Origin of the sequence: Streptomyces sp. NBC_01390, assembly GCF_045040105.1 — a bacterium.
In the GTDB taxonomy this organism is placed as follows: Bacteria; Actinomycetota; Actinomycetes; order Streptomycetales; family Streptomycetaceae; genus Streptomyces.
This window is the reverse complement of sequence record NZ_CP109551.1, coordinates 5,219,366-5,244,612: the sequence shown is the minus strand read 5'-3', so window position 1 is coordinate 5,244,612 and position 25,247 is coordinate 5,219,366. Positions and strand designations below refer to the sequence as shown.

At 70.1% G+C, this 25,247-nt stretch carries 19 protein-coding genes; 7 read left to right on the top strand and 12 right to left on the bottom strand.

The features are described from left to right. Positions 1-5 precede the first annotated feature (5 nt). Complete coding sequence (locus tag OG241_RS23635; RefSeq protein ID WP_405817620.1) at positions 6-6,386, bottom strand: DNRLRE domain-containing protein; 6,381 nt, start codon at positions 6,384-6,386, stop codon at positions 6-8. A gap of 272 nt (positions 6,387-6,658) precedes the next feature. On the opposite strand from OG241_RS23635, the gene OG241_RS23630 reads away from it, so the two are divergent. Beyond that, positions 6,659-7,459 (top strand): SDR family oxidoreductase, encoded by an 801-nt coding sequence (locus tag OG241_RS23630; RefSeq protein WP_405817618.1) that lies wholly within the window; start codon positions 6,659-6,661, stop codon positions 7,457-7,459. Positions 7,460-7,478: 19 nt separating this feature from the next. Here the strand turns inward: OG241_RS23630 and OG241_RS23625 are convergent, their stop codons facing one another. The 6 genes from OG241_RS23625 to OG241_RS23600 form a co-directional block, all read right to left on the bottom strand. Further along, on the bottom strand, positions 7,479-7,874 hold the full coding sequence (locus OG241_RS23625) for a GNAT family N-acetyltransferase (RefSeq protein WP_405817616.1): 396 nt from the start codon (positions 7,872-7,874) through the stop codon (positions 7,479-7,481). A gap of 53 nt (positions 7,875-7,927) precedes the next feature. After that, on the bottom strand, positions 7,928-8,404 hold the full coding sequence (locus tag OG241_RS23620) for a hypothetical protein (RefSeq protein ID WP_405817614.1): 477 nt from the start codon (positions 8,402-8,404) through the stop codon (positions 7,928-7,930). 233 nt (positions 8,405-8,637) lie between these two features. Continuing rightward, a complete protein-coding gene (locus OG241_RS23615) occupies positions 8,638-9,606 on the bottom strand; it encodes a hypothetical protein (RefSeq protein WP_405817612.1) in 969 nt (322 codons plus the stop codon). A 276-nt stretch (positions 9,607-9,882) separates the two neighbouring features. Next, positions 9,883-10,542 (bottom strand): hypothetical protein, encoded by a 660-nt coding sequence (locus OG241_RS23610; RefSeq protein ID WP_405817610.1) that lies wholly within the window; start codon positions 10,540-10,542, stop codon positions 9,883-9,885. Positions 10,543-10,745: 203 nt separating this feature from the next. After that, a complete protein-coding gene (locus tag OG241_RS23605) occupies positions 10,746-11,240 on the bottom strand; it encodes an NUDIX domain-containing protein (protein ID WP_405817608.1) in 495 nt (164 codons plus the stop codon). Between the two features lie 32 nt (positions 11,241-11,272). After that, complete coding sequence (locus OG241_RS23600) at positions 11,273-12,514, bottom strand: acyltransferase family protein (protein WP_405817606.1); 1,242 nt, start codon at positions 12,512-12,514, stop codon at positions 11,273-11,275. A gap of 386 nt (positions 12,515-12,900) precedes the next feature. Here OG241_RS23600 and OG241_RS23595 point away from each other — a divergent pair, with 386 nt between their 5' ends. Then, on the top strand, positions 12,901-13,920 hold the full coding sequence (locus OG241_RS23595) for an AI-2E family transporter (protein ID WP_405826394.1): 1,020 nt from the start codon (positions 12,901-12,903) through the stop codon (positions 13,918-13,920). 92 nt (positions 13,921-14,012) lie between these two features. On the opposite strand, the gene OG241_RS23590 is transcribed toward OG241_RS23595, so the two are convergent. Next, complete coding sequence (locus tag OG241_RS23590) at positions 14,013-14,291, bottom strand: metal-sensitive transcriptional regulator (RefSeq protein WP_405817604.1); 279 nt, start codon at positions 14,289-14,291, stop codon at positions 14,013-14,015. 94 nt (positions 14,292-14,385) lie between these two features. Continuing rightward, positions 14,386-16,533 carry an MMPL family transporter gene (locus OG241_RS23585; protein ID WP_405817602.1) on the bottom strand — a complete coding sequence of 716 codons (2,148 nt, stop codon included), beginning with the start codon at positions 16,531-16,533 and terminating at the stop codon, positions 14,386-14,388. A 115-nt stretch (positions 16,534-16,648) separates the two neighbouring features. On the opposite strand from OG241_RS23585, the gene OG241_RS23580 reads away from it, so the two are divergent. Continuing rightward, positions 16,649-17,035, top strand: a complete 387-nt coding sequence (locus tag OG241_RS23580) for a DUF302 domain-containing protein (protein WP_405817600.1) — start codon at positions 16,649-16,651, stop codon at positions 17,033-17,035. 73 nt (positions 17,036-17,108) lie between these two features. Here OG241_RS23580 and OG241_RS23575 read toward each other — a convergent pair whose 3' ends face one another. The 3 genes from OG241_RS23575 to OG241_RS23565 all read right to left on the bottom strand — a co-directional run bounded on the left by OG241_RS23575 (position 17,109) and on the right by OG241_RS23565 (position 21,653). Beyond that, positions 17,109-19,760 carry a glycosyl hydrolase gene (locus OG241_RS23575; protein ID WP_405817599.1) on the bottom strand — a complete coding sequence of 884 codons (2,652 nt, stop codon included), beginning with the start codon at positions 19,758-19,760 and terminating at the stop codon, positions 17,109-17,111. Between the two features lie 283 nt (positions 19,761-20,043). Further along, complete coding sequence (locus OG241_RS23570) at positions 20,044-20,556, bottom strand: carboxymuconolactone decarboxylase family protein (RefSeq protein ID WP_405817597.1); 513 nt, start codon at positions 20,554-20,556, stop codon at positions 20,044-20,046. 161 nt (positions 20,557-20,717) lie between these two features. After that, positions 20,718-21,653, bottom strand: coding sequence for a ScbA/BarX family gamma-butyrolactone biosynthesis protein (locus tag OG241_RS23565; protein ID WP_405817595.1), 936 nt, complete (start codon positions 21,651-21,653; stop codon positions 20,718-20,720). A 243-nt stretch (positions 21,654-21,896) separates the two neighbouring features. Here OG241_RS23565 and OG241_RS23560 point away from each other — a divergent pair, with 243 nt between their 5' ends. From OG241_RS23560 to OG241_RS23545, 4 genes are all read left to right on the top strand, one after another. After that, entirely contained in the window at positions 21,897-22,559 is a 663-nt protein-coding gene (locus OG241_RS23560; protein WP_405817593.1) for a ScbR family autoregulator-binding transcription factor, read from the top strand. Positions 22,560-22,752: 193 nt separating this feature from the next. Then, entirely contained in the window at positions 22,753-23,451 is a 699-nt protein-coding gene (locus OG241_RS23555) for an HAD family phosphatase (protein ID WP_405817591.1), read from the top strand. A gap of 2 nt (positions 23,452-23,453) precedes the next feature. Next, positions 23,454-24,212, top strand: a complete 759-nt coding sequence (locus OG241_RS23550; protein WP_405817589.1) for an SDR family NAD(P)-dependent oxidoreductase — start codon at positions 23,454-23,456, stop codon at positions 24,210-24,212. 166 nt (positions 24,213-24,378) lie between these two features. Then, positions 24,379-24,960, top strand: coding sequence for a TetR family transcriptional regulator (locus OG241_RS23545; protein WP_405817587.1), 582 nt, complete (start codon positions 24,379-24,381; stop codon positions 24,958-24,960). Positions 24,961-25,247: the final 287 nt, after the last annotated feature.

Sequence of the window (25,247 nt, the reverse complement as noted above, 5' to 3'; positions counted from 1 at the left end):
GGCCATCACGCGTCGCCCATGAGGTTGATGTAGTAGGTCAGGTCCTTGAGGTTGCTCACCAGTTTCGCCCACGTGCTCTTGGCCTTCTTCACGTAGTTGCTCTTGCCGATGAACCAGGCGTCCGCACCGGGCGGAACATTTCCGTGGATGGTGATCCTCATCTGCCCGCTCTTCAGGTGAGTGAAGTAGAAGGAGATGAATCCGGGATAGTCCGGATGTCCCCAACGGGTGTTGAAACGCCAGCCGTTGGACGAGATGCTCTTCACCACGATCGGGAACGCGATCTTGATTCCGGCGATCTTCACCCAGAGGTCCATCTTCTGGCCGACGTGGCTGAGCTTGCTCGCGTGCCCGCCGATCGGGAAGACCCAGTTGAAGTTGTCGCGGAACTTCTTCATGTACCGGTTCGCGGACATGTGCGGGTTGCCGACGTTGTACTTCAGCCAGTAGTCGAACGTACCGGTCGTGTCGGTGCAGTTGACCGGATCGCCCGAGCAGTAGCCGTAGGCGTTGTCGCCGCCGCCGGCCACCGGGTCGTTCTGGAGGAAGGTGCCCGTCGCCGGGTCGTAGCCGCGCGCACCCATAAGCAGCAGGCCGCCCGGGGTGTCCCCGGCGCGCACCGCGGTGCCCAGCCAGCCGTAGCGGGCCGTGGCCGTGGCGGCGTCCCGGGCGCCGTACTCGTCGAAGCGCTGCACTGTCGGCTGTGACCCCGCCGTCAGCGGCAGCTGGACGCTGACGTCGCCGTGCAGGTTGGACAGCTGGAGGACGATGTTGCCGCTCGCCCCGGTGACAGCGGTCAGGCCGCTGGCCAGGTCGCCGACGTTACGGCTGACCGTGGTCGTCGTTCCTGCCGTGGAGCTGGTCCAGGCGGGGGTGTCCGCGCCGGAACGGTAGTGGCTGGTCGTCGTGGAGGTGGTGCTCCACGTGCCGTCCGTGGCCCTGGTCTCGGCGGTGACGGTCGCCTGGCGGTTCGCCGCGTCCAGACCGAAGGTCTGCCGGTCGCTGTCCTTGGTGATCTGACGGATCTGCTCGCCGGTGTAGTAGCCGACGGCGGTCCCGTCCGTGCCGGTGGTACGGCGTCCGAAGGCGTCGTACACCGCCTTGCCGGTGGTGCCCGCGCGGGTGGCCGTGGCCAGCCGGTCCGCGCTGTCGTAGGTGTAGTCGGTCCGCTCGGTGGTGGTGGTCGTGGCGGTGGTGCCGCAGGCCGCGTCGGCGGCGGTGGCCGTCAGCGCGGTGCGGTTGCTGTGGCTGTCGCCGAACGCGTACACGCGGGTGGCGCACGATCCGCCGGTGTCCGTCTGCGCGGACGTCAGCCGGCCCCCGTTGTCGTAGCCGTACCCGCTGACGACCGTGGAGCCGTCGGTCTGGGCGTGCCCGGCCAGCCGACCGGAGACGGTGTAGTCGCCGTGGTCGGCGAGAACCGTGACGTTGTTCGCGTCGGTGTACTCGCGGGCGGTCTCACGGCCGCTGGAGTCGTAGTCGATCGCGAGCGTGGTCCCGCCCGGCAGGGTCTCCTTGACCAGCTGTCCGTCACCGTCGTACGTGCCGCTGACCTTGCCGGCCACCGAGTCGGTGACCGAGGTCGGCAGCCCGCGCGGATCGGCGGTGGTGTCGTAGGCGTACGTCGTGGTGGACGGCGCCGAGTCGGAGATCTGGAGCGCCCGGTTCAGAGGGTCGTACGTGGTCTTCGTCGTGTTGCCGGCTCCGTCGTCGTAGGAGATCTCGCGGCCGAGGCGGTCGACCGTCGAGGTGATCGTCCTGCCGCCCGAGGTGACCTTGGTCTCCAGCCCCGAGTCGTTGTACGACATCGTGGTGGCGGGCAGGGCGGTGCCCGTGCCGCCGGTCACGGTCGTCGAGAGGGGACGGCCCGCGACGTCGTAGCCGGACGTGGTGGTGCGGGTGACGCCGTTCGCGGTCTCGGTGACCGTGGCGGCCTGGCCCCAGCGCCCGTAGGTGAACGACTTCGTCACCAACTGGGCAGGATTGTCACCACCGTTGGTGATCGCGCCGCCCGGCGTGATCGTGCAGACCAGGCCCGCCCACTCGGGGTGCCCGGCGCAGGCGCCGGTGGTCGCCCAGTAGGCCGCGGTCGTCGTACCCGCGCTGCCGTCGGCCGAGCCCGGCAGTGTGGTCTTCACCTGGCGGCCGGCCGAGTCGTAGGAGGCGCTGGTGGTGACGGCCGCGCCGCTCGGGTCGCGGATCTCCTTGGTGGCCAGCCCCGTCGTCCAGTCGAGGACCGTACGCACGGTTTCCGTGTCGGCGTCGGCCGGGTAGCCGTCGATCATGGCTCCGCTGGTCTCGGTGGTGACCTGGTCGGCGACGGGGGAGTCCGCCGGGCGGCCCTCGTCGTAGCTGAGCACGGTGTGCTGCCGGGCGAGTGTCTCGGTGCCGGCCGGCAGGTCGGTGCCCCCGGCGGGCGCGGTGACCTTGTTCTGCAGGGTGACGGTGTGCAGGGGGCCGCTGCTCTCCCGCTCCAGGGACGTGCCACTGGCACCGGTCGCGTACACGCTGGTGTCGGAGAGCAGCAGGGCCGCCTGTGCGGTGCCCTCCGCCGTGGTGGCGGCCTCGGCGCGGACCTTGGCCAGTTCCGCCGCGAGCCGCGGGTCGCTGCTGGTGGCGGAGCCGAGGGCGATCTCGCGGTTGGCCGCGCTCAGATCGCGGATCTGGTTGCCGTCCTCGTCGTACTCGTTGGTGGAGATGTGCCCGCCGGGTTCGGCGACGTTGACCGTGTTCAGCTCGTCGTCGAGGTAGGTGATCGTGGCACGCCGGTAGTCGCCGGAGGCCAGGCTCGCGCCGGTGTTCGCGGCGGGCACCTGGTCGGGCGGGAAGACGGCGGTGGCGCTGGTGGGCAGGTCGCTCTGACCCCAGGCCGCCACGGAGGCGGAGCCCAGCTGGTAGGGCGCGGCGGTGCCGGACACGGGTACGCCGTAGACGACCGAGGTCGTGGCCGTGCCGTTGGTGGTCTCCGAGGAGCCGGGCGTCAGCGTCGGCCGGGACACCTTGAGCAGCTTGCCGGCCGGCCCGTTCGCGTCACCGCCCGCGCTGTAGCCGAACGTCCAGGGCAGTTCGCCCGCGGGCGTGTACGTGGCGAAGCGCTTGGCGCCGTCGTAGGTGTACGTCTCCTTCTGGGCGGTGCTGAGCCGGGGGTCCCACGCCTCGCGAAGCGAGCCGTTGCTGTCGTAGGCGTAGGTGCCGACCACGGTGGCGGTGCCGGACGTGGCGCCCGGATCGGTGGCCCACACCTTCAGCTGTTTGACCTGGTCCTTGAAGTCGCCGAGAGCGCCGACGGTGGCGCTGGTCGAGGTCGCGTACACGAACTCCAGCACCCGGCAGCCGGCCGTGCTCGGGGTGGCCGCGCAGATGGTGTTGTCCTGGTCGACCGCCCTGTTCGGCGAGACGACGTACTTGGGCCGGGCGAGGGTGCGGGTTCCGACGGTGACGGGTTCCGAGACCACGGTGGTGGTGGAGTCGTCGGTCACTTCCTGGCTGGTGCGCAGCGTCCAGGTGGTGGCGCCGGCCGCGGTCCGCCTGAAGGTGGAGGAGGTTCCGGTCGATGTGTTCTTCAGGGTGAACGTGTCCCCGGCCGCGGCGTCGGTCAGGACGCCGGTCAGCGTCAGCTGCTCGGCACCGGGCTCCGGCGTCCAGCTGGTGTCACCGGCGGACGTGAACGCGACCGAACTGCCGTCGGCGTTCAGGAGGGACACAGAGGTGCCGGACGTCTTGGTCAGGCTGCTGTAGCCGACCCCGGTGGTGGCCGTCACGGACGACACCCAGCCCGGCCCGAACACCGCGGCCTGGCCCGCGGCGTCGGTGTCGACTGCGCGCGAGGAGAACGTACGGGACACGGCGGCGTCGAACACCGAGGCGTCGTCGGCCGTCAGAGAGAAGTCGCCGGTCAGCAGGTTGACGCTGCCCGGGCCGATGTTCTGCTGGGGTGCCGAGCCACCGTTGCGGTCGAGGGTGACGGTGACGGGCGTACTGGACGCGCTGGAGCCGCCGCTGTCGGTGTAGACGGCCCGCACCTGCACCGAACCGTCGCCCTCGGCGGCGAGGGTGTCGTCCAGGTGCCAGACCAGCGGTACGGACGCCCCGCCGGTCACGGCGACGGGCCAGGAGGGCACGGTGGTTGAGCCGTTGGAGACGTCGGCGACCGGAACCGGGTGCCAGGAGTCGGCGGAACCGCGCCGGTACTGCCAGCTCGCCCCGGTGAACGAGGTGTTCCCGGTGGCGGTCAGATCGACGTCGGACACGGTCCACGCGCCGTCGCGGGGAGAGGTCACGCCGAGCGACCCGTCCCCCACGCCGAAGGAGTAAGAGGTGGTGGCGGCCGAGAGATTGCCACCGGAGTCCACGGTCCGCGCGCGCAGCACGTGCGGTCCGTTCCCGGGCGTGACGGTGACGGTCTGCGGGTCGCCCCCGCTCCCGTCGGTGGTGTCGAGTGCCCGCTGACCGAGCACGGTCGAGTCGAGGCTCCACTGGTATCCGGCGCCGTCGGTGCTGGAGGTGTCGATGGTGCAGGGCACCCCACCGGCCGCCTTCGGAGTCCAGACCCCCGCCGGGTACGTGGCGCAGGAGATCACGGGGGCGGCGGGCAGCGCGGTGTTCATCACGAACGGGTTGTACGAGGACCACGTCCCGTAGTCCGTTCCGTCGTACCCGCGCACCCGGAACCGCAGGTGTTTGCCGGCCGGCAGCGCGGAGGCGGCGGGCACGGCGAGGGTGGCCATCGCACCTGAGGAAACGTTTCCGCTGATGCCGGTGTACGTGTAGGTCGTGTCGGCGTACGCGGGATCAGGACTGATCTCGAACTGACCCTTGACGCTGGACCCGTCGGCGTCGGAGACCTTCGCGGACAGGGTCGGGGTGAGCGAGGTGGCGTAACGCTTGCCGTTGTACGCGTTCAGCGCGGAGGGCGCGACCGCCGCGGAGGCGGTGGTGGCGTACGAGTTGTACGTCACCGTCAGATGCGGCTCGGTCGAGCCGTCCCCGGAGACGTAGTTGGCCGAGTGGAAGCGCCGCCAGGTGAGGGAGTCGGTCTCGTCGACGCCCGCGATCCGCACACCCTGGTTGGTGGCACCGTCCGCCCACGCCTGCACCATGGCGTCGATGTCGAAGTTCATCGTGCCGGCCGGGCAGGCGGTGCTGTAGCCGAGCGCGGCCTTGTTGGTGACGGCTCCGGTGGCCGTGGTGGCGGGCTGGACGGCCCAGGTGATGTCGGCCGACGTCCAGGTCCCGGTGATCCGCCGCACCTGCGTACCGGTGCCGGTGGTGGCGCAGGTCGAGGAGTAGTACGAGTACAGGGCGAGGTTCGTGTCGGTGATGTGCTTGCCCATGAAGGGCGACACGTCGAACTTCATGTAGGCGCGGGCCTTGGTGGTCCCCGCGTCGTACGTCCCCGACTTCAGCTCGTCCGAGGAGATCTGCGAGTCGGTGTAGTTCGTCGCCACCCAGGTGTCCGTGGTCACGGCGAGCGTCGTGGTCGGGTCCACGGTGACCGGATAGGTCAGCTTGTTGTCGCTGAAGTAGTCCGCGTCGGGAGTGAGAACAAGAGTCTGCACGCCGTCTGCGGCGGTCTCCACCCGGGTGTCGACCCTGGCCTGATGCGCGGACTCCCCGGACCGGCGGTCCTTGGAGGAGTCCCACATCATCGGCGCGGGCGCCTCGGCGACCAGCTTGCCGGCCGTGTCCTTGAGCAGCAGATGCCCGGAGGCGGCCTCGGACACCTTCAGCCCCTTGAGGCGCAGGGGAATGCGCAGCGTCAACGGTCGCGTGGGCGCCTTGTCGAGAAGCAGGTTCTGACTGAACCCCTGCGGCAGCGCGGTGACGGTCAGGGTCTGTCCGTCGCCGAGGTCGTAGGAGGCGGTGTCGTCGTCGACGGAGGGCGTGGGCAGCTTGGCCCCCCAGCCCATCCCGAACGACCTCGCGCCCTTGGTGACGGACGCCAGCGCGGTGTCACCACCGTCGGAGACGGCGATGTCGGCGGCGGCCACGTCCGGTTCCAGGGCGGCCCCGGTGTCGGACAGCGAGGTGTCGATGTCCTGCCACCGCCCGCCGACCCGCTGCCGGATCGGCGCCGCGTACGTCGACGTCTGCAACTGCCCGTCAGGCAGCGCGTACGTCGTCGAGGACGCCGACCGCTCCGACAGCACCTCGATGCTCCGGTGCTGGAGCCGGGCCATCAGCAGCGCGGCGGGCAGTGTGTCCGCCTCGGGGCGACCCTGGGCCCTGCCTGCCTTCTGGCCGACTTGACCGACTTGTGCCGTACGGGATGTCTCCCCGGCCGCGAAGGCGGTGCCGGTGCTCGCCGACAGCAGCGCCGTTTCGGCGGCCAGTGCCACCGCTACCCCCAGGGCGACGCGTCTCAGCGCGCGCTCTCTCACACTCACGTGTTCTCTCTCTCCCACCCAATTGCATGACCTTTGCCAGAACTCCACAGTTGGCAAAGGTTCTCCATCACACAGGAAAGACTCGGTCTGAACAATCGAGTATTTGCAATGTTGTGTGATCGTGATCGAGTTCGACGCAGTGGTTCTGACCAGCAAAAATCAGTGATATGAGCGAATTCGACGATGCCTCAAATATCGCTCCGGCAAACGAAGTTGGGATTGCTGGGAAAACGGGTTGCCGAGCAAACTCCGGTCAAGGACGATCTCGGACCGTGACGACACATGCCGAGAAAGCCCGTCCCGCCCGCCCGCTCGCTGTGGTCACCGGAGTGGGCCGCACCGTCGGGATCGGCGCCGGGATCGCCCGCCGGCTGGCGGCGTCGGGCTGGGACATCGCCTTCACCTACTGGACCCCATACGACACCCGCATGCCCTGGGGCATCGAACCCGGCGCGACCGAGGCGATCACCCGGTCCCTGACCGAGCGGGGCGCCACGAGCACGGCAATCGAGGCCGACCTCGCCGACCCGGACACCCCGGCGCACGTCTTCGACGAGGTCGGACGCAGGATGGGCACCAGCCCCGTCACCGGCACCGGTGTCACCGCGCTGGTGATGTGCCACTGCGAGTCGGTCGACTCCGGCCTGCTGGACACGACCCTGGAGAGCTTCGACCGCCACTTCGCCGTCAACGCACGCGCGACCTGGCTGCTGATCCGGGAGTTCGGACTCCGCTGCACGGCGGCCCCGGGAACCGGCCGGATCGTCAGCCTCACCAGCGACCACACGGTGGGCAACCTGCCGTACGGGGCGAGCAAGGGAGCGCTGGACCGCATCACGTTGGCGGCGGCCCACGAACTCTCCCACCTCGGGGTGACGGCGAACGTCATCAACCCGGGCCCGGTGGACACCGGTTGGATGTCCGAGGAGGCCAGGGAGAACACCGCTCGCCACACACCACTGGGCCGCCTGGGCACACCCCAGGACACCGCCCACCTCGTCGACTTCCTGTGCTCGGAGAAGGGCCAGTGGGTCAACGGACAGCTGCTGCATAGCAACGGGGGCTTCGCGTAGGGAGTTTGCCCGTAGTCGGCTACAGGGAGATCAGTCCTGCGTCTGTCGGCCGGAAACCGCAGACCTCGAAGTAGAAGGGCCGGAGGTGCTCCTCGAAGTCCACGTGCAGCCACTCGCAACCGGCGTCACGGGCATGCCGCGAGGCGGTGGCGACAAGGGCGGCGCCGATGCCCCGGGACCGACAGCCCTGAGCCACGACCGTGTCCAGGACGAAGGCGTGAACTCCGCCGTCCCAGGCGACGTTGACGAATCCGACGAGGGAGCCGCCGTCCCAGGCGCAGACCCATCCGAGGCTGTGACGTCGTAGTCGGGTACGCCAGTCGATGTCACCGGGCGGGCCGCCGAAGCCCTCGGCGTGCAGCGCGTTGAGGGAGGCGTTGTCGAAGTCGGCGCGCCATTCGTAGGTCGTGGTCACATCATCTCGCCTTCACGATTTTTCTGGCCCGGCCCCGCCGGCGGTCGTCGTCGCTACCTGTCTGCGGTGTGCGGTGCGGGGCGGGTGAACAGGTGGGCTTGCCGTACCCCGGCCTTGCGTAGCTCGTCTGCCACGATGCGCAGGGCGGTGCGGGCCATGTGCGGAAACATCCCGCCCTTGCAGTCCATCCATACGCGGGGGACCGTGTCGTCGACGGCGACGTAGTTGGGGCTGTAGAGGTCGGTGTCGTCGTCTTCGGCCTCCTCCGTCGAGAGTTCGCGGCCGTCCTCGAGTACGCACCCCAGGCGGTGTTCCGCAGCGGTGAGCGCCGCGACGGCGCGGGCCGGGTCGTTCGACTCGACGGCGATCTCCCAGTGCTGTTGAAACGCATCGCCGTCGCCGCCGTCGCCGCCGCCCAGGATCGGCAGCGTGCCCGGGTCTACCGTGATGCCGCCCGGCTCGCTCTCCGAAACCACGGCCCGACGCATCCAGAACGCGCTCTCGTCGGTTGCCAGGCACGCCTCGGCCACGCGCCAGAGCATCTGCGGGCCAGAGCCGCGAACCGCCTCCTCGAACAGGCCGCGTGCGCGTTCCCGGTCCCCCGAGCCAATGGCCTGGCAACCGCGTCTGAACGCGATCTCGGCAGGGTGCCCGGCAGAGGGTAGGACGGAGTCAGTGGCATCCACAGCCCATACTTACCACCCTGTTCTGACGTACGGTCACTGAGTGGCAGGTGGTCGAGGGCTTCCAAGCCGTCAAGCCATCAAGCCGCCGCCCTCTCCATCGAGGCCCCCCTGCACTCGCGGCAGCGGGAGTGGCCCATCGTCCGGAACGCCCGTTCGCAGCCGTCGCAGGTCTGCCAGGGGAGGGTGACGGGCGGAGCCGTGTCGGGCGTCAGGGGCCTCGTGGGCGTCGGGAGTGGCGCTTCACGCAGGCGGAACGCCAGTACGCGGGCCGGGCGGGCCCGGAAGTGGTCGGGGAGGTCGTTGGTCAGCGCCCCGGTGATCTCCTCGGGCCGGAGACCTTGCCCGAGCCATTCGGCGACCGCCGGGGCCAGCTCGGCGACCTCGCTACGGGAAAGGATCAGTCGGCGGTCGACGATGCGGAGTGAGGCGAGGATGACGACGGCCTGGGGGTCTGCTTCGGCGAGGCCGAGCGGGGGAGGGGGTGCGGTGGCAACCGGCGGGAGAGGGACGGGAGTTGCTGTCTCTGGTGACACCGGCGGCAGCGGCGTAACGGGCGTCACCGGTGCGGCAGCTTCGGTCCCAGGCGCTGCTGCTCGCTGGTCGTTCTCGACGGGCTCCGGCTTCCTCGGCCCGGTGGGCTGCGGGGGAGGAAGGGTCGGCCGGCCGGAGGCGGCGCGTGGTACGTCGTAGAAGAACGTCTGTGTGCGGACCCGGCCGTCGGCTCCGCGTACCCGGCGTCGTTCCAGATAGCCCGCCGCCTCCAACTCCCGTAGCGCACGCGAGATGAGGATCTCGCCCTCGTCGAAGTGGGCGCAGAGGGCGGCGATGCTGATGCGGGCGCCGTCGGGCACGGAGAGGATGTAGGCGGCGACGCCGATGGTGACCGCGCTGCCGCGTTGCTGGGCGAGGGCGTTGGCGATCACGGTGAAGCCGCCTGCGAGGCGGGTGCGTACGTGGATCACGCCGGAGGGCGGCGCCGGGGGGCGTGATGCTCCCGGAGTGCCGGTGGTGGCGTGGGAGGGCGCGTTAGACTGCGTTTCAGCCATTGGGAAGCGTTCTCTTCCTGAGCGGTCAGGCCCTCGTACAGGATTGCAGTCCTTGCGAGGGCCGACGTTTTGTGGGGTTCTTTCCGGGAACGTAACTCTCCGCACCCACTCACCGCAACCGAGTCACTCCTGAGAGTGAACAATCCAGGTTTCGCGGGGGTCCGCAGGTGACAACGGGCGGGAGGGGGGAGGCGGTTGGTTCTTTACCGAGGTTCTTTAAGGAGGTTGGGCCGTGGCCATCCGCATCCCGGTGCACGAGTACCCGGCGCGACCTCGTCAGTAGTGGTTGGGCCAGTGTGGGTCTTCCCAGCGGGCGGGGCCGGTGAGGCCCAGCAGCCGTATGCCGTGCAGGAGTTCGACCGTCGCCGGGTCTTGGGAACGCAGCCGTACGGGGGCGTGGCGGACCAGCCAGGCCGCGAGCTCGGTGCGCATCTCGTCCGCGTTGTCGCCCTCCCACAACATCCAGGGAAGCTCGTCTCGCAGTAGGTCGCGCTCCCACCGGGTAGCGGCTTCCGCCAAGTGCCGGTCGGCCACCGGGTGATCGAGCGACTCCCAGACCGTGAGCCACGGGCCGACGGTGCCGGAGGCCTCGGCGCACAGTTCGAAGAGCTCGTACGCGGGGGCAACGGGATCCGGGTCGGTGAGGTTGAGCGCCCACCAGGCGTGCAGGAACTCCCACACCGCCGCCCTCTGGTGGACGGGCCACCGGTGCCACTTGCCCTTGGCGAACGAACGTCCCACCTCGTATATGCGGTGCGGCTCCACGCGGCCGCCTACCAGCGCTCTGGTGAACTGGGGCAGGACGCGGCGCAGTACCGCGCCGTGGTCGGCCCAGTCGCAGGCTTGCCAGGTGCGGTAGAGCAGATCCGGATCGAGTTCCACGTCCGGGACCTTGAGCAGCGCGAGTTCTTCCGGTTCGCCCCAAGGCAGTCGCACTGGACCTCGTCGGCGCGGGCGGTCGCACCGCGAAAAGTGACGGCCAGGCTGTCCAGGACGCGGTCGAGCCGGAGTCGGGCGGGAGAGGGAACGGGAGCAGGGGTGTTGTCGACGTTCGTCGTTGCCGGGTTCATCGTGTCGGCACAGCCTCAGGGGACTCCAGCCGGCTTCCGCCGGCCGAAGATTGCGATCCTAGACCTTTTCTACCCCCAGCCCGCCAGTGAAATTAGCGGCCCGCCGTCGAGATAGTGACGCAGGGCCCCCGCGCTCGTGCGTAGGAACTCCCCCGGCGCCTGGGGGAGTTCGTCGACGTCGACCCAGCGGACCTGGGCGTGCTTGGCGGGTTCGCGGTTCTCGGGCTCGCCGGTCCAGTCGTGGGTGGCGAAGACGACGGTCAGGAAACCGCTGGGGGCTACGGCATCCCAGGAGCCGTGGACGACGTGCACGACTCCCAGGGTCTCCGGTCTCACGGTCAGGCCGGTCTCCTCGTACAACTCGCGTACCGCCGTGGCCGTGATGGGCTCGCCCGGTTCGCTCTTGCCCATGGGCAGGTCCCACAAGCCCTGCCCGAACACGGCGCGCGGGCCACGCTGGAGGAGGACGACACGGCCCGCCGACCGGTCGTGGACGATCACGGCGGCGACCAGCACGGTCATGGCACCGAGGGCCGGATTCAGGGTTCTGCTGTGGTCGGTCATGGTGCGCCGGAGTCTAGGGCGACCCACTGACATCACTTCGGGTGTGCCAGCGGCCGTTCCACGAGTGCGTACGACGTGAGGGCCGCCGCGACCGTCGCCACCATGCCCATCGGCAGCAACTGGTCGTCCGGCACGCCGAGGTCGGAGAGGAGGCGGATGGCGGGGTAGTGCCACAGGTACATCCCGTAGCTGAGGTTGCGGCCGACCCAGGCGAGGGCGCCGATCGAGAGGAGGCGGGACGGCCAGGACCGGGGGAGCAGGTCCAGGGTCGCCACCACCGTGGCCGTCAGGACCGCGGCGAACAGGAAACCGACCGTGTACCAGACGGGGTTCCACGCGCTCGCCTCGGCGATCGGGATCTGCCAGGCGACCAGGCCCAGCAGCGCGAGCGCGGGCCAGCACAGGCGGCCCGACCAGCGGCGGAGCAGCTCCAGGCGGGGGTCGTCGGCTCGTAGGCGGGCCAGGGCGACGGCCAGCAGGGCGCCGATGAGGAGCTGGTCGGCGCGGGTGTCGGGGCCGTTGTAGATGCGGTGGGCCGCCTCGGGGTCCCAGAGAGCGAGGCGCCAGAGCAGCGGCAGGACGCACAGGGCCGCGACCCAGGCCAGTACCTTCCGGGCCGTGGTCCGCCGTAGAAGAAGGAGGAGCAGCAGCGGCCAGGCCAGGTAGAACTGCTCCTCCACCCCCAGGGACCAGGTGTGGCTGAGGGGCGAGGTGAGGTCGGAGTACGGGCCGGACTCGCCCGCCCTTACGAGGTTGACGACCGACACCGCCGCCAGCACCGCCGCCGTCCACGCCCCGTCGAACAGCGGCAGCGGAAACGCCAGGGAGAGGAGCGCGGTGACCGCGCACATCGTCAGCATGGCCGGGCCCAGCCGTAGCCACCGGCGTTTGTAGAACGACCGCAGGCCGATGCCGCCGGTGCGGGCGTACTCGGCGATCAGCAGCCGGGTGATGACGAAGCCGCTGAGCGTGAAGAAGACGTCCACGCCGACCGAGCCGCCGGGTACCAGCTCCGGCCGCACGTGGTAGACGATCACCAGTACGACCGCGACCGTCCGCAGTCCGTCCAGCCCTGCCACCCGCCCACCACCACGCAGAGCCGACGGAAAACCCCGTCCGCCACCGGATCTGCGCCGCGCGTCCGTCGCGGGCGCGCCCACGCGACGGGGGCTCGCCTCCACGACCTCGACTGTCGCGATCACAGAGCCCGCTGTGTCCGCCGTATCTGCCGCGTCCGCCGCGTCTGCCGTGCTCCGGTTGGTGGGGGTGCTCATAACGGCCGCGCCTGCCCAGCATCGGCGGAGTCACACAAGGTGTAACGGGTCCCACAGCTTCGGGACCGCTTTCCGGCCCCGTCGTCGCTCCCGCCCCCGTCCCCCCCCCGTCCGCTCAACCCTGCGCGTCTCGCGCCGGTCTACTCTGTCGCCGCGACAGCGGACAGCGGTCAAGCGTGTGAGTGGAGACAAACAGGATGAACAGCCGTACGGGAGCTCCTCGCCGAGTCGGCGGCGGCCGCGACAGACAGCCGGGGCGACGCGGTACGCGGATACACCGGACGCGTACGACCGTACGCACCACCGGCGTCCTCCTGAACCCGCCGGTCCGCGCCGACAACCACAGCGCACCCCTCCTCTCGGGCCCCGCCCGGCGTGTCGCCGCCATGAGCGCGCTGTTGCTGCTGCTCAGTGGCGTGATCACGGTGGGTGTGTGGTTCTGTATCACCTTCCAGACCGTTGTCACACCGGTGCTGCTCGCGCTGCTGCTCTCGGCCCTGCTCGGCCCGCTCTACCGGCGGCTGGTCAGGATGAAGTTCAACAAGTCCCTCGCCGCCGCGCTGACCTGCGCCGCTGTGATCCTGGTCATGGGCGGGGCCGCGTACATCGTGGTGAGCGCCCTCATCGACACCGGTGACCAGATCGTCACGTCCGTGCAGCACGCGGCGAACGACCTCAGCGAGCGCTTCCACGTGGTCGGCACCTCCCTGGACGAACTCGCCACGAACGCCAAGGAACTGTTCTCCAAGTTCGGCGGTACCGCGGTCTCCGGGGTGCTGAGCGGCGTCAGTCTGCTCACCGAGATGATCGCCACCGCGACGCTCGCGATCCTGCTCCTCTTCTTCTTCCTCCGCGACTCCGACCGGGCCGTCGCCTCGCTGCACTCGCTGGCGCCCCGCGGCTCCGGCGCGACCCTGGAGGTCATGGCCCGTCGCGCCTTCCAGGCGATCGAGGGCTTCATGCTGGGTACGACGATCGTCGCGTTCATCGACGCCGTGTGCATCACCGTCGGGCTGCTGATCCTCCAGGTGCCGGGCGCCGTCGGCCTCGGGGCGCTGGTGTTCATAGGGGCGTACATCCCCTACCTGGGCGCGTTCCTCTCGGGCGCGGTGGCGGTCCTGGTCTCGTTCGCGGACGGCGGGCTCACCACCGCGCTGTGGGTCCTCGGCGTGGTCGCTCTCGTCCAGCTGCTGGAGGGCAACGTGTTCCAGCCGATGATCCAGAGCCGTACGCTCCAGATGCACCCGGCGGTGATCCTGGTCGCCCTCACCGCCGGCGCCTCCCTCGCCGGCATCCTCGGCATGCTCCTCTCCGTACCGCTGACGGCGGCCGCGTTCGGCGTGCTCTCGGAGCTTCGGGGGCGGTACGAGGAAGGGGCGGACCGGAGCGCCGAGGCGACGCACTGACCGGACGACTCGCGACGGGAACCGACGAGGGATACGGCGAGAGAATCTCGCGGCACGACGAACTGATCGTCGTGGTGCGCGGTCGAGGTGTGTCAGGCGAGGGCGAGGAAGAGTTTTTCGAGTTCGGCTTCGCTCATCGGCGGTGCGTCCTCGTCGGCGGCGGTCATGCACTGGCGCATGCCGCTGGCGATGATTTTGAAGCCGGCGCGGTCCAGGGCGCGGGAGACCGCGGCGAGCTGAGTGACGACGTCCTTGCAGTCGCGGCCGGCCTCGATCATGGCGATGACACCGGCGAGCTGTCCCTGGGCGCGACGGAGGCGGTTGAGTACGGCGGTGCTGGCTTCCTCGTCGACCTTCACGGGCGGCTCCATCCGGGTGGGTTCCTTACGGTCGATCGTACCCCCTGGGGTATCGGTGGGACCGGGGCCACGGGGCGGGAGCGGGGCCACCGGGGGCGGGGAGTTGTCAGTCGTGGGAGAAACGGACATCGGGCAGGACCCTGCGCAGCCATGCGGGGCTCCACCACGCGGCACGGCCGGTGAGGCGGAGCAGGGCGGGGAGCAGGACGAGTCGGACGAGGAAGGCGTCGAGGAGAACGGCGGTGCCTAGGACGATGCCCATCTCCTTGGGCGGGAGGGGCTCGGCGAGGGCGAAGGTGAAGAAGACGGCGACCATGACGCCCGCTGCCGCGAAGATGACACGGCCGGAGTGGGCGAGGGCGGCCGTCATGGCCTTACGGGGGTCGCCCGTGCGCTCGAAGTGCTCCTTGGCGGAGGAGAGCAGGAAGACGGTGTAGTCCATGGCGATGGCGAAGATCATCGCGAAGAAGAAGACCGGGCCCCAGCCGTCCAGGAATCCCTGGGGGTCGAAGCCGAGCAGCCCGGAGCCGTGGCCGTCCTGGAAGATCAGCCGGGCGACGCCGAAGGCGGCGGCGGTGGCGAGGAGATTGGTGAGCACCCCGAGGGCCGCGATCAGCGGGGCCTGGAGGGCGACGAGCAGCAGGACGAAGCCGAGGGCCAGGATGACGCCGATGACCAGCGGGGCCTTGTCGTCCAGGGCCTGCTTGAGGTCGATGTTCTCCACGGCCGCGCCGCCGACCGATGCCTGGCTCGGGAGTTCGGCCCGGAGGGTCTTGACGGTGTTCCTCAGTGACGCGTCGGAGGGGTCGGCCGACGGCATGGCCTGGATCAGGCTCCAGTGCGAGCCGTCGGCGGCCGGCTGGGCGGGCAGGACGGCGGCGATGCCGTCGGTGGCGGCGAGGGTGCGGGCGGTGGCCTGTGCCTGGGCGGTGGGCGTGACGATCTGGAGCATGCCGGGGGCGCCCTTGCCGAGGGCCTGCTGCACCATCTCGTAGCCCTGCCGTGAGCTGTCGGTGGCGGGGACGACGGTGATGGACGGCATCGCGGTCTTCAGCCCGAACGCCGGGACAGCGACTGCGACCAGGACCAGCACCGCGGGCACCCCGTAGCGCAGCGGGTGACGCCACAACTGCTCGCCCCAGGCGCCGAAGCGCGGGGAGACGACCTGGTCGGTGCGGGTCCGGGGCAGGGCGAGCTTGTTGACGCGCGGGCCCAGCCTGCCGAGGACTGCGGGCAGCAGGGTCAGGGTCGCTGCGAGCACGAAGACGACGGAGAGCATGATGCCGACGGCCATGGTGCGGACCGCCGGGGCGGGCACGAGCATCACGGCGGACAGGCTGACGAGCACGGTCAGCCCGGACAGCAGGACGGCCTTGCCCGCGGTGTCCATGGTCTCCTCCACCGCGCGGCGTGGGTCGCCGTGGCGGGCGAGGGCGCCGCGGAAGCGGATGACGAGGAAGAGCGCGTAGTCGATACCGAGCGCCAGGGCGAACATCAGGGCGAAGTCCATGGCCCAGATGGAGATCGGCGTGACATGGCTGAGCAGGACCAGTGAGCCCACGGAGGCGGCCAGCCCGGCCATGGTGAGCAGCAGGGGCAGGCCGGCGGCGACGAGCGAGCCGAAGGCGATCACGAGGACCACCAGGGTGACCGGCCAGGACAGGATCTCGGCGTGGATCATCGCGTCCAGGTTGGCGGTGTTGAAGTCGCTCCACATGACCGACGCCCCGGTGGCCCGCACGGTGATGCCGCCGGTGGACAGCGCGCGCAGCGGATCCTTGAGGTCGTCGGAGGCTCGCACCATGTCGTCCGGGTCGGCCTTGGCGCCGCCCAGCAGCACGGCGGTCCTGCCGTCCCGGCTGATCGTAGCCCCGGCCCGCGGCTGGACGACCTCGGAGATCCGGTCGTCGGCGGTCAGTAGCTCGGTCGCGTTGGCGAGCACGGTCCGCACGGCGGGGTCGGTGACCGGCCGGTCGGCGTGGACGACGACCTGGATCGCGGTGGAGCCGGTGCCGCCGAAGTGCCGCTGGGCCAGTTCACGGACCGCGACGGACTCCGATCCGTTGCTCTGCCAGCCCGCACCGGAGAGCGCGGTGGTCACCTGCGGCGCGAAGGCACCGAGCACGGCGACCACGATCACCCACCCCGCCAGGACGGTCCTGAAACGGCTCGCCGTCCAGTCGCCGAGGCGCCCCAGCGGGCCGGGTGGGGAGGGTCGGGCTCCGGTCTTCGGGGCGTGGTCGGCGATCGTCATGGAATCCTCCTGAGATACCCCGGGGGGTAATTGCCCTGGCGGCGACGAGCGTACACGATACCCCGGGGGGTATTATTGAGCGCGTTGGCATGCTCGCCCATCACTGGAGAAACCCGTGAGCTACGACCGCACCGTCAGCCTGACCAGCGACTTCGCCGCCACGGTCGACGCCGTACGCGAAGCCCTCGCCGCCCAGGGCTTCGGCGTCCTCACCGAGATCGACGTCACGGCTACCCTCAAGGCCAAGCTCGGCCACGACATGGAGGACTACCTGATTCTCGGCGCCTGCAACCCGGCCCTGGCCCACCGCGCCATCGAAGCCGACCGCGCCATCGGGCTGCTGCTGCCCTGCAACGTCGTCGTACGCCGAGAAGGCGACCACACGCTCGTCCAGGCACTGGACCCGAACACCATGGTCGCCCTCACCGGTCTGCCCGCCCTGCGGCCCGTCGCCCAGGAGGCCGCTGCCAGCCTGGACGCCGCCCTCGCCTCGCTCGCCTGACGACTCCACCGCCCTGATCCGCCGGGAACATCCCGCTTCGAGTGACGTTACCGGCGGATCGGGATCAACTGGTTCAGCCCAGGTCGCGCACCTTGATCGAGTAGATACCGCGGCCGTGCGTGGCCGCGTACAGGGTGCTGCCGTCGGGGCCGAGCTTCAGCTGGAGCACGGCGACGGCCGGGAGGTCACCCACGCGCTGCCATGTCGTTCGGCCCGGTGCGCGGTAGACGACGCCGAGGTCGGTGGCCACGGCCAGGCCGCCGTTCGAGGTGATGACGGCGGAGTCGGCCGGCACGTCCGGGAAGTTCTTGGAGATGTCCGTCCAGGTGGTGCCGCCGTCCTTGGACTCGAAGACATGGCCGACGCCCGCGCCCGGCCCCTCGGTCCAGTGCCGGGAGAAGCCGTTGACCGTGAGGAACACATGGTCGGCGTTCTTCGGGTCGACGGCGAAGCCGCTGAGGTAGCGGTTGGGCACGGTCCCGTCGACGGGCAGTGCGATGTCGTGCCAGCCGGTGCCGTCCGCGTTGCCGACGGAGATGCCGCGCGTGAAGCCCTGGTTGTTGCAGGGGCCGCACCAGGCCGCGTACACCTTGCCGCCGGAGGCCGCGACGGCCGTCGCGGTGTGGCCGGCGCCGAGGTCGTACACGCCGGTCCACTCGTCGCCGCTGCGGATGGCGTACCCGTGGGTCTGCACCCACACGTGACGGCCGCCCGCGATCCATGTCGACGGGCTCTTCGCGTCGGCCGCGAGGGGGGCGATGAAGCGGGCCTCGCCGGTGGCGTTGTCGGCCGGGGCGACGTTGAAGGACGTGACCTCGCCGGAGCCGTCGATCCAACTGCCGTTGTTGACCGCACAGTTCTGGGTGACCTGGATGGACAGGTAGACGTACTCCTCAGCGATGTCACAGCCGTTGGCCGGGTCGGTGAGGGTGTCGCCGCCGTCGCCGCCGAAGTTGGAGCCCATCACCCGGTCGTTGCCGCGCAGCACGGACTGGCCGTTGTCCTGGAGGCCGCCGGTGACGGAGACGCCCCCGTGGTCGAGGTCCTTGCCGATGCCGACCGAGTAGTACTGGAGGGTGTCGATGGTCCCGTCGTTGAGGGAGGTCCAGTCGGTGGCGTGTCCGGCGGCGTCCTGCCGGCCCTGGAGCGGGCGCTTGTAGACGCCGCCGTCGTTGCCGACGTACACGAAGCTCCTGCCGTGGTAGCGGCCGATCGCGACGCCGTGCTGGTCGGAGTGGCTAGTCTGGCTGCAGTCGCCGGTCTGCTTGGCCGGGTCGATGCTCCAGCAGGCGAAGTTGAAGTTCCAGTACGGGCCGACGGTCGACCAGGTGCCGCCGCCGTCCTTGGACTCGTAGACCTCCTCGAGCCCCGCGTACACATGCTGCGGGTCGCTCGGGTCGACGGTCAGGAACTGGTTGTACCAGGCCTGGACGCCGGGCATGTACCCGCTGGACGTCAGCGCCGAACCGGAGGCGGCCAGGCCCTGGTAGTCGGCGATCTTCGTCCAGGGGCCGGTCGGGGAACCGGACTTGGAGACGTAGAAGCCCTCCAGGCCGCTGTCCGGGTTGGTGTTCAGCTGCTCCGGTGACTGGTCGATCGCGTAGTAGCGGGAGCCGTCGGCGGAGCGGGCGAAGGTGACGTTGCCGACGTCGTCCGGGTCGGCCGGGAGGTCGCCCAGACCGCTGGTGATCCGGGTCCAGGTGCCGTCCGCGCCCTTGGTGTAGAAGCCGTTGTAGTCGTCACCGCTGCGCCAACCGACCGCGAGGACCACCTTGTTCGGGTTCTTCGGGTCGATCGCGATGTCGTTGGCGATGTTCTTGTACGGGGCGGCGGGGTCCGCCGCCTCCGAACCACCGGGCAGGAACTCGGGGTTGGGGGCGAACTCCAGCTTCCAGGCGCCCTTCAGCGTCTTCGTGGAGTGGCTCCACACGCCCTTGCTGGTCGCCGCCCACACCTTGCCGCCGCCGAAGCGCAGCTGGTGGACGGTGGTGGACTCCAACTCGTCGCCGCCGACCCGGGCGTGGGAGGAGAACGTGCCGTGGCGCGGGTGGGTCAGGACGTAGACGCCGCTGCCGAGGTAGGCGTCCGCGTTGGTCGTCGCCTCGCCGGTGCCCAGCCACAGACGCCCGGCCCCGTCGAGGGCGAGCGCGCCGGTGGACTGCGCGGGCAGCCGGTCGCTGATGGCCTGCCAGTGCCCGCCACCGGACCTGGACCGCCACACCCCGCCGCCCGCACTGCCGGCGTACACGTACCCGAAGTCGTCGGCGGCCATCGCGGCCATCCGGCCGGTCACATTGCCGGAGCCGCCACTGGAGTTGGAGTCGACGTCCCGGTAGCGCGGATCGTCGGAGTTGTAGGGCAGGTCGGTGACGTTCCGCCAACTCCCCTTGGTGCGCGGCAAGTTGCTCAGACTCTGCCATGCGGCGCCGTACGCGCCCGGTGCGACGACACCGGGTGAGGTGCGGGCCTCGGAGTACTGGTCCGCGCCCTCGGCGATCTCGTCGGCCTCGTTGCCGTCGTCACCGTCACCGTCGTCGCCCTTGAGACTGGGGGTGAGCGCGCCGACCGACTGCTCGCGCTGCGCGGCGAGTTGGCCGAGAACGCGGGGTCCGAAGGGGCTGCCGCCCCCGCCGGGCGCGGCGCCCGCGGGTACCGCGACCAGGGCGGCGGAGGCGGTGACGGCGCAGATCGTGAGCCATCGTCTTCTACGGGTTGGTGCTGACACCGGGTCCTCCCAGAAACGGGGGTTGATTCAGCCACGACAGCCGCAACAGCCGTCGCAGGGACCCGATCACGACCGGAGGAAGAGGCGGCCCGCACTTGGACAGCCTTTGACCAGAACCTGCCGCATCGTGTACAGCACACAGCCGGCTCATGGCATGGCGAGGGAACGACCGCTCGCGGCGAAGGAACGGCTGAAGGAACGGCTGAAGGAACGGCCGCTCGCGGCGAAGGAACGGCCGCTCGCGGCGAAGGAACGGCCGCTCACGCTGAACCCCGAGTCGGCTTCAGTACGGGCTGATCTCGCCCTCGGTCGTCACGCCGAAGGTGTTCAGGAAGTTGCTGACGAGCTGGTAGAAGCCGACCGTGATGACGAGGTCGGAGAGCTGATTCACCGTGAGGAACTCCAGCATCTCCGTGCGCTCGGCGTCGCTCAGGGTGTGCCGGGCGAGCAGGCGGTCGGTGCAGCGCAGGACCGACGCCTCCTCCTTCGACAGTCCCTCGGTGGAACCGGTCGCGGCGGCGGTGAGCGCGGCAGTGCTGAGACCGGCCAGGCGGCCGATGTTCTCGTGGTGGTGAACCTCGTACGGCGCCTGGTAGGCGTGGCCGACCCGCACGATGGCGAGTTCGCGCAGCTGGTCCGGGAGGGAGTTGCCCCGCAGGATCGCGTCGGTCAGTTGGAGGAGGCCGGGGGCGAGTGCGGGCGAGTGCATGATCATGCGGAAGGCGTTGAGCGAACCGTGCTCGGTGACGGCTTCCCGTAGGTCTGCGGGCAGGTCCGACAGGTCTGGGTATTCCACGGCGAACTCCTTCGTGAGGGGCGGCTCGGCCGAGGTCAACCCTCGCCCCCCTGCCGCTCATTGCCCAACTCGGCTCGCCGGGCAGGGCGATCGAGGACCCGGTCGCCGCGAGCGCACGGGGAGGGGCGGATCGTTTCTCCCCGTGCGCTGCCTGTCGGCGGTCAGTTGGCCTGCGTCTCCAGCAGGGTGATGACGCCGGAGAACAGGCACAGGTCGTTCTGTACGAGGGAGACGACCGCGCGGGTCGTACGTCCGTCGGGTGAGTCCAGGAGGCTGGCGTGGACCCAGGTCGGTGCGTCGAACTCGCAGTAGCGGGCGAAGACCGCGTCCATGCCGACGGCCGTCACGGGCCGCGGGTGTGCCAGGGCCTGCGCGGCCTGGCGTGCGGCCTCCAGGACCAGCATGCCCGGCGCGTGGTCGACCGGGTGGTCGAACAGCATGGGGTGCCGGAGGTCGACCCGCAGCCGGCTGCGCCCCGGCACGTCGGAGGCGGACAGGACCACGTCCCCGGGGTGGTCGCGCCCGACGCGGAGGTGCGCCACCGGAGGTGACACGGGGAGTGCGCGGCCGGTGGACCAGGCGATGTCGGCGTAGGGGCCGCGCAGACGCTCGTAGAGGGCCGGTGCGTGGTTGGCGAAGCGGGTCTGGGCGGTTCCCACCGTCATGCCGTCGCGCACGATCTCGAGCTGCATGTTCACCGAGGCGAGCCGGCCGGCCCGGCGTACGACGTCCTGGCAGGCGACGCGGAGTTCGACGGCCGTGTCGCCCTCGCCGACGGCCAGGGCCGTGGGGGTGAGGGCGTAGCTCAGGCTGCTCCACGACTGGCGGTGGCCGAAGGGCACGCCGTAGGCGGCGTGGCTGAGCAGGGGCACCGTCTGGCGGATCGTCTCGGCGAAGAGGAGCGGGTCGTGGAGCCCGTTTCTGGAGCGGTAGAAGCTGTGGTCCTTCGGCCAGTCGGCCAAGATGCGGTACGTGTCGGGCCCCGTCTCCTGCCACTCCGTGAGCAGGACCTCCGACGCGTCCACTTTGTGCACATAGTCACTCGTGACCGGAATGCCGACCACGGCGTCTGGCGGAACCTGAGCGGTAATGGACATGCGAGCTCCCCCTAGCATTGACCAACTCTGACCCGGCCGCGAGGCTGGGTCACATAAACATAAAGATTGCTCTGCTCTCTATGTTCACAGGTAGGTAAAGGGGCCTTCAATAAGACGTCAAGCAAGTGGGCGTCGCTCGGCTCGGACGACCGATGGCTCAGGGTGCATATCGGGCGTTCGTTGGCAAAGCGTAAAAGTTTTCGTCGAGCTTTAGCGTAATGATTATTCTTTTTTGGAGTCGCCATGAGACAGCTGAAGCAGCAACGAGCCGTGGAGACGCGGGAGGCGATCCTCCATGCCGCGGCGGCGGTGTTCGACGAGTGCGGGTACGCCGGCGCGAGCATCAACCGCATCCTCGAGCGGGCGGGCGCGACCTCCGGCGCCCTCTACTTCCACTTCACGTCCAAGGAAGGCCTCGCCCGCGCCGTCATGCAGGCGCAGCCGCGGACGATAATGCCGCTGCTGACCTCCGAGGGACTCCAGCGGCTGGTGGACATCACCATGATCTGGTCCCATCTGCTGCAGACGGACACACTGCTGCGCGCCGGCGTCCGCCTGACGACGGAGCAGAGCGCGTTCGGCATGGAGGGCGCCGCGACTCCCTACCAGGAGTGGGCGGCCATCATGGAGGAGTGCCTGCTCACGGCCGCGGAGCGGGGGGAACTGCAGGCCGGGGTGGACCCGAAGGAGCTGGCCGAGCTCGTGGTCGAGACCTGTACGGGTATGCAGCTCTTCTCCGCCGCCGCCAGCGGGCGAGCGGATCTGCCACAACGCGCCGTCCGTATGTGGAAGTTGGTGCTCCCCGGCGTCGCCGTCCCCGCGCTGGTGGTCCGCATCGTGATCGATCCCGAGCAGGGCAGGGCGGCCGTCTATGGCAGTCTTCCCGCTGCGGGTTCAATGACCTGACCGGGCCCCGCGCGGCGGTGGCCCGGTGATCCGAGTGATCCGGCGTTCCGGTGACTCGGTGATCCACATGATCAGGGCCTGCCGCCTCCGTCCGCCCCGAGCAACGACGCCCGGGCGACTCCCTGCGCGCGCACCAGCTGTGCGCGCGCCCGGAGTCGCCGGACGGCGGGCGCGGGACCTCTGGAGGGGGAACATGAGACGGGAATTCGAAAGACTGCGGCTGGCCGCGCTCAACATCGACGGGGTGCTGCTCAACGACACCTTCAGTCCGGTCATCCACCACTTCGTCGTCAGTCGGGGCGGTGCGTACACGGCCGAGACGGAGCGTGCGATCTTCTCGCAGCCCCAGCACATCGCGGGGCAGCGCATGGCGGAGGCCGTGGGCGGCACCATGTCCGGCGAGGAGGCCCTGGCCGCCTACTTCGAGGAACGTGACCGCCATGTCGCCCGCCATCCCGTCGTGTTGGCGGACGGCGCGGTCGAACTGCTGCGGCTTCTGCGGAGTCTTGGGCTGCGCACCGTCTGCTACGGCGGACTGCCCAAGGCCCACTTCGACCACTTCCTCGGGGCCCACGCCGAACTCTTCGACGGCCCGGGGTACGTGTGCACCAACGACTTCCGGCCCGGGGTCCACGAGATCACCACGGACGTCTTCCAACTGAAGCCCGGCCAGGCCGTGTTCGTGGACGACGTGGCCCGCGTCGCGGAAGCCGCCAAGCTCCTCGGCACCCCCTTCATCGGGCTCCCCAGCCCCTTCGAGCACGGATTCCAGCGTCAGCTGATGGGGGAGGCCGGAGTGCGTCACGTCGTCGACCGCCTCGACCGGATCGACGAGGACCTGCTGCGCCTCGTCGACGCCCAGGCCGCGACCGGCGACGCGTGGGGGGTGTGACCGTGCTGCAGGGAAGAGTCGCCATGATCACCGGGGCCTCCAGCGGCATCGGGGCAGCCGCGGCCCGGCTCTTCGCCGCCGAGGGCGCGGCGGTCGTGCTCACGGCCCGGCGCGCCGAGCCGCTCGAGGCCCTGGCCGAGGAGATACGCGGCCTCGGCGGCCGTGCCCTGGCCGTGCCCGGCGACGTGGCACGGTCCGAGGACATGGCCCGCGTGGTCGAGCGCGCGGTCGACACCTTCGGCCACCTGGACGCCGCCTTCAACAACGCCGGGTACGCCACCGCCGGTCTGCCGCTCCACGAGGTCGACGACGCGACGTACGAGCAGACCATCGACGTCAATCTGCGCGGCGTGTGGAACTGTCTCCGGCATCAGATACCGGCCATGCTCGAGTCCGGCCGGGGCGGGGCCGTGGTCAACACCTCCAGTGTCGCGGGCACCGCGGCGACGGGGGCGTCCGCGGCGTATGTGGCCGCCAAGCACGCGGTGATCGGCCTGACCAAGGCCGCCGCCGCGGACTACGGGGTCCGGGGTATCCGGGTCAACGCCCTGGTGGTGGGCAGCACCCGCACCGAGATGATGGAGCAAGTCCTCAAGCAGGCACCGGAGTTGGAGGAGGCGTTCGCGGCGGCCTCGATCCAGAAGCGGATGGCCGACCCCGTGGAGGTGGCGCGGACCGCCGCCTGGCTCTGCAGTGACCAGGCCTCCTTCGTCACCGGAGCGGCCGTGCCGGTCGACGGGGGTGCGACCGCCACTCACTGATCTGTTCGCGCCGAGAACTCCCCGCCCCGGGCTGGAAAAAAAAGAACGGTCGCTTTGAAAAAGTCCTGCTCGGGAGGTAGTTTCCGCATCGGGGCGGCCGCATGAACCCGGTCGCCCCGACGGTTCCGCCCGGCCGGGCGGAAGCCCCAGGGGAGGGATCGCGGCGGTGCAGGTCAGGGCGGCACATACCCGGGAGCTCCTCATCCGGGGCGCCGCCCTGTGCATGGACGCACAGGGCTACAGAGGGGCCACCCTCGCGGCCATCTCCAAGCTGTGCGACGTCTCCATGGGCGCCCTGACCTTTCATTTCCCCGACAAGACCAGTCTGGCCGCAGCGGTGGTCCACCTGGGCGCCGCGACCGCTCGCGAGGTGATGGAGGCCGTCTCCAAGGAGTACGACTCTCCCCTGCGGGCGGTGGGGCTGCTGCTGCGCACCCTCGTGCGGCTGATCGAGGAGGACGTCGTCGTCCGGGCGACCGCCCTGCTGGCGCGCGAGCGGGCGGACATCGCCGGCGACTGGCAGGAGGCGTGGATGCCGCGCCTCGTCGAACTGGCCGACCAGGCCGACGCGCGCGGCGAACTCGGCCCCGGTGGCGGGCCGTACCTGGTGGCGGCGCTGGTGGGCTGGCTGGTGGCCGGGGTCGAGGCGCATCCGCGCACACCGGCCGGGCGGCGGGCCGATCTCAGCGGCGAACTCGCCCGCGTATGGCCGCTGATCGAGCGGGGGATCGCGGGGGGTGCGCTTTGACGCCCTCTCCTGCCCGAGGGCGGGAGATTCCGGTCCGTACTGCTGCGCGGTACCACCGCGGGTTCCTGTTTCACGGTCCTCTGCCGACCGGTGAGGGTTGGTCTTACGTGGCCTCCGCAGGCCTGACTTCCCGCCCGTCCGGCGGTAGGTCGGACAACTTCGTTGTCGGACAAGGCGATTCCAGCCATGCCGCTGCGGCCCGCCGGGCCGCTATGGGCAGGATGCCCTTCACCTCCACCCTGAAGGGTGGAGCACTGGGCAAGTGTTCGGTAGCGGCGGCGGGGCTG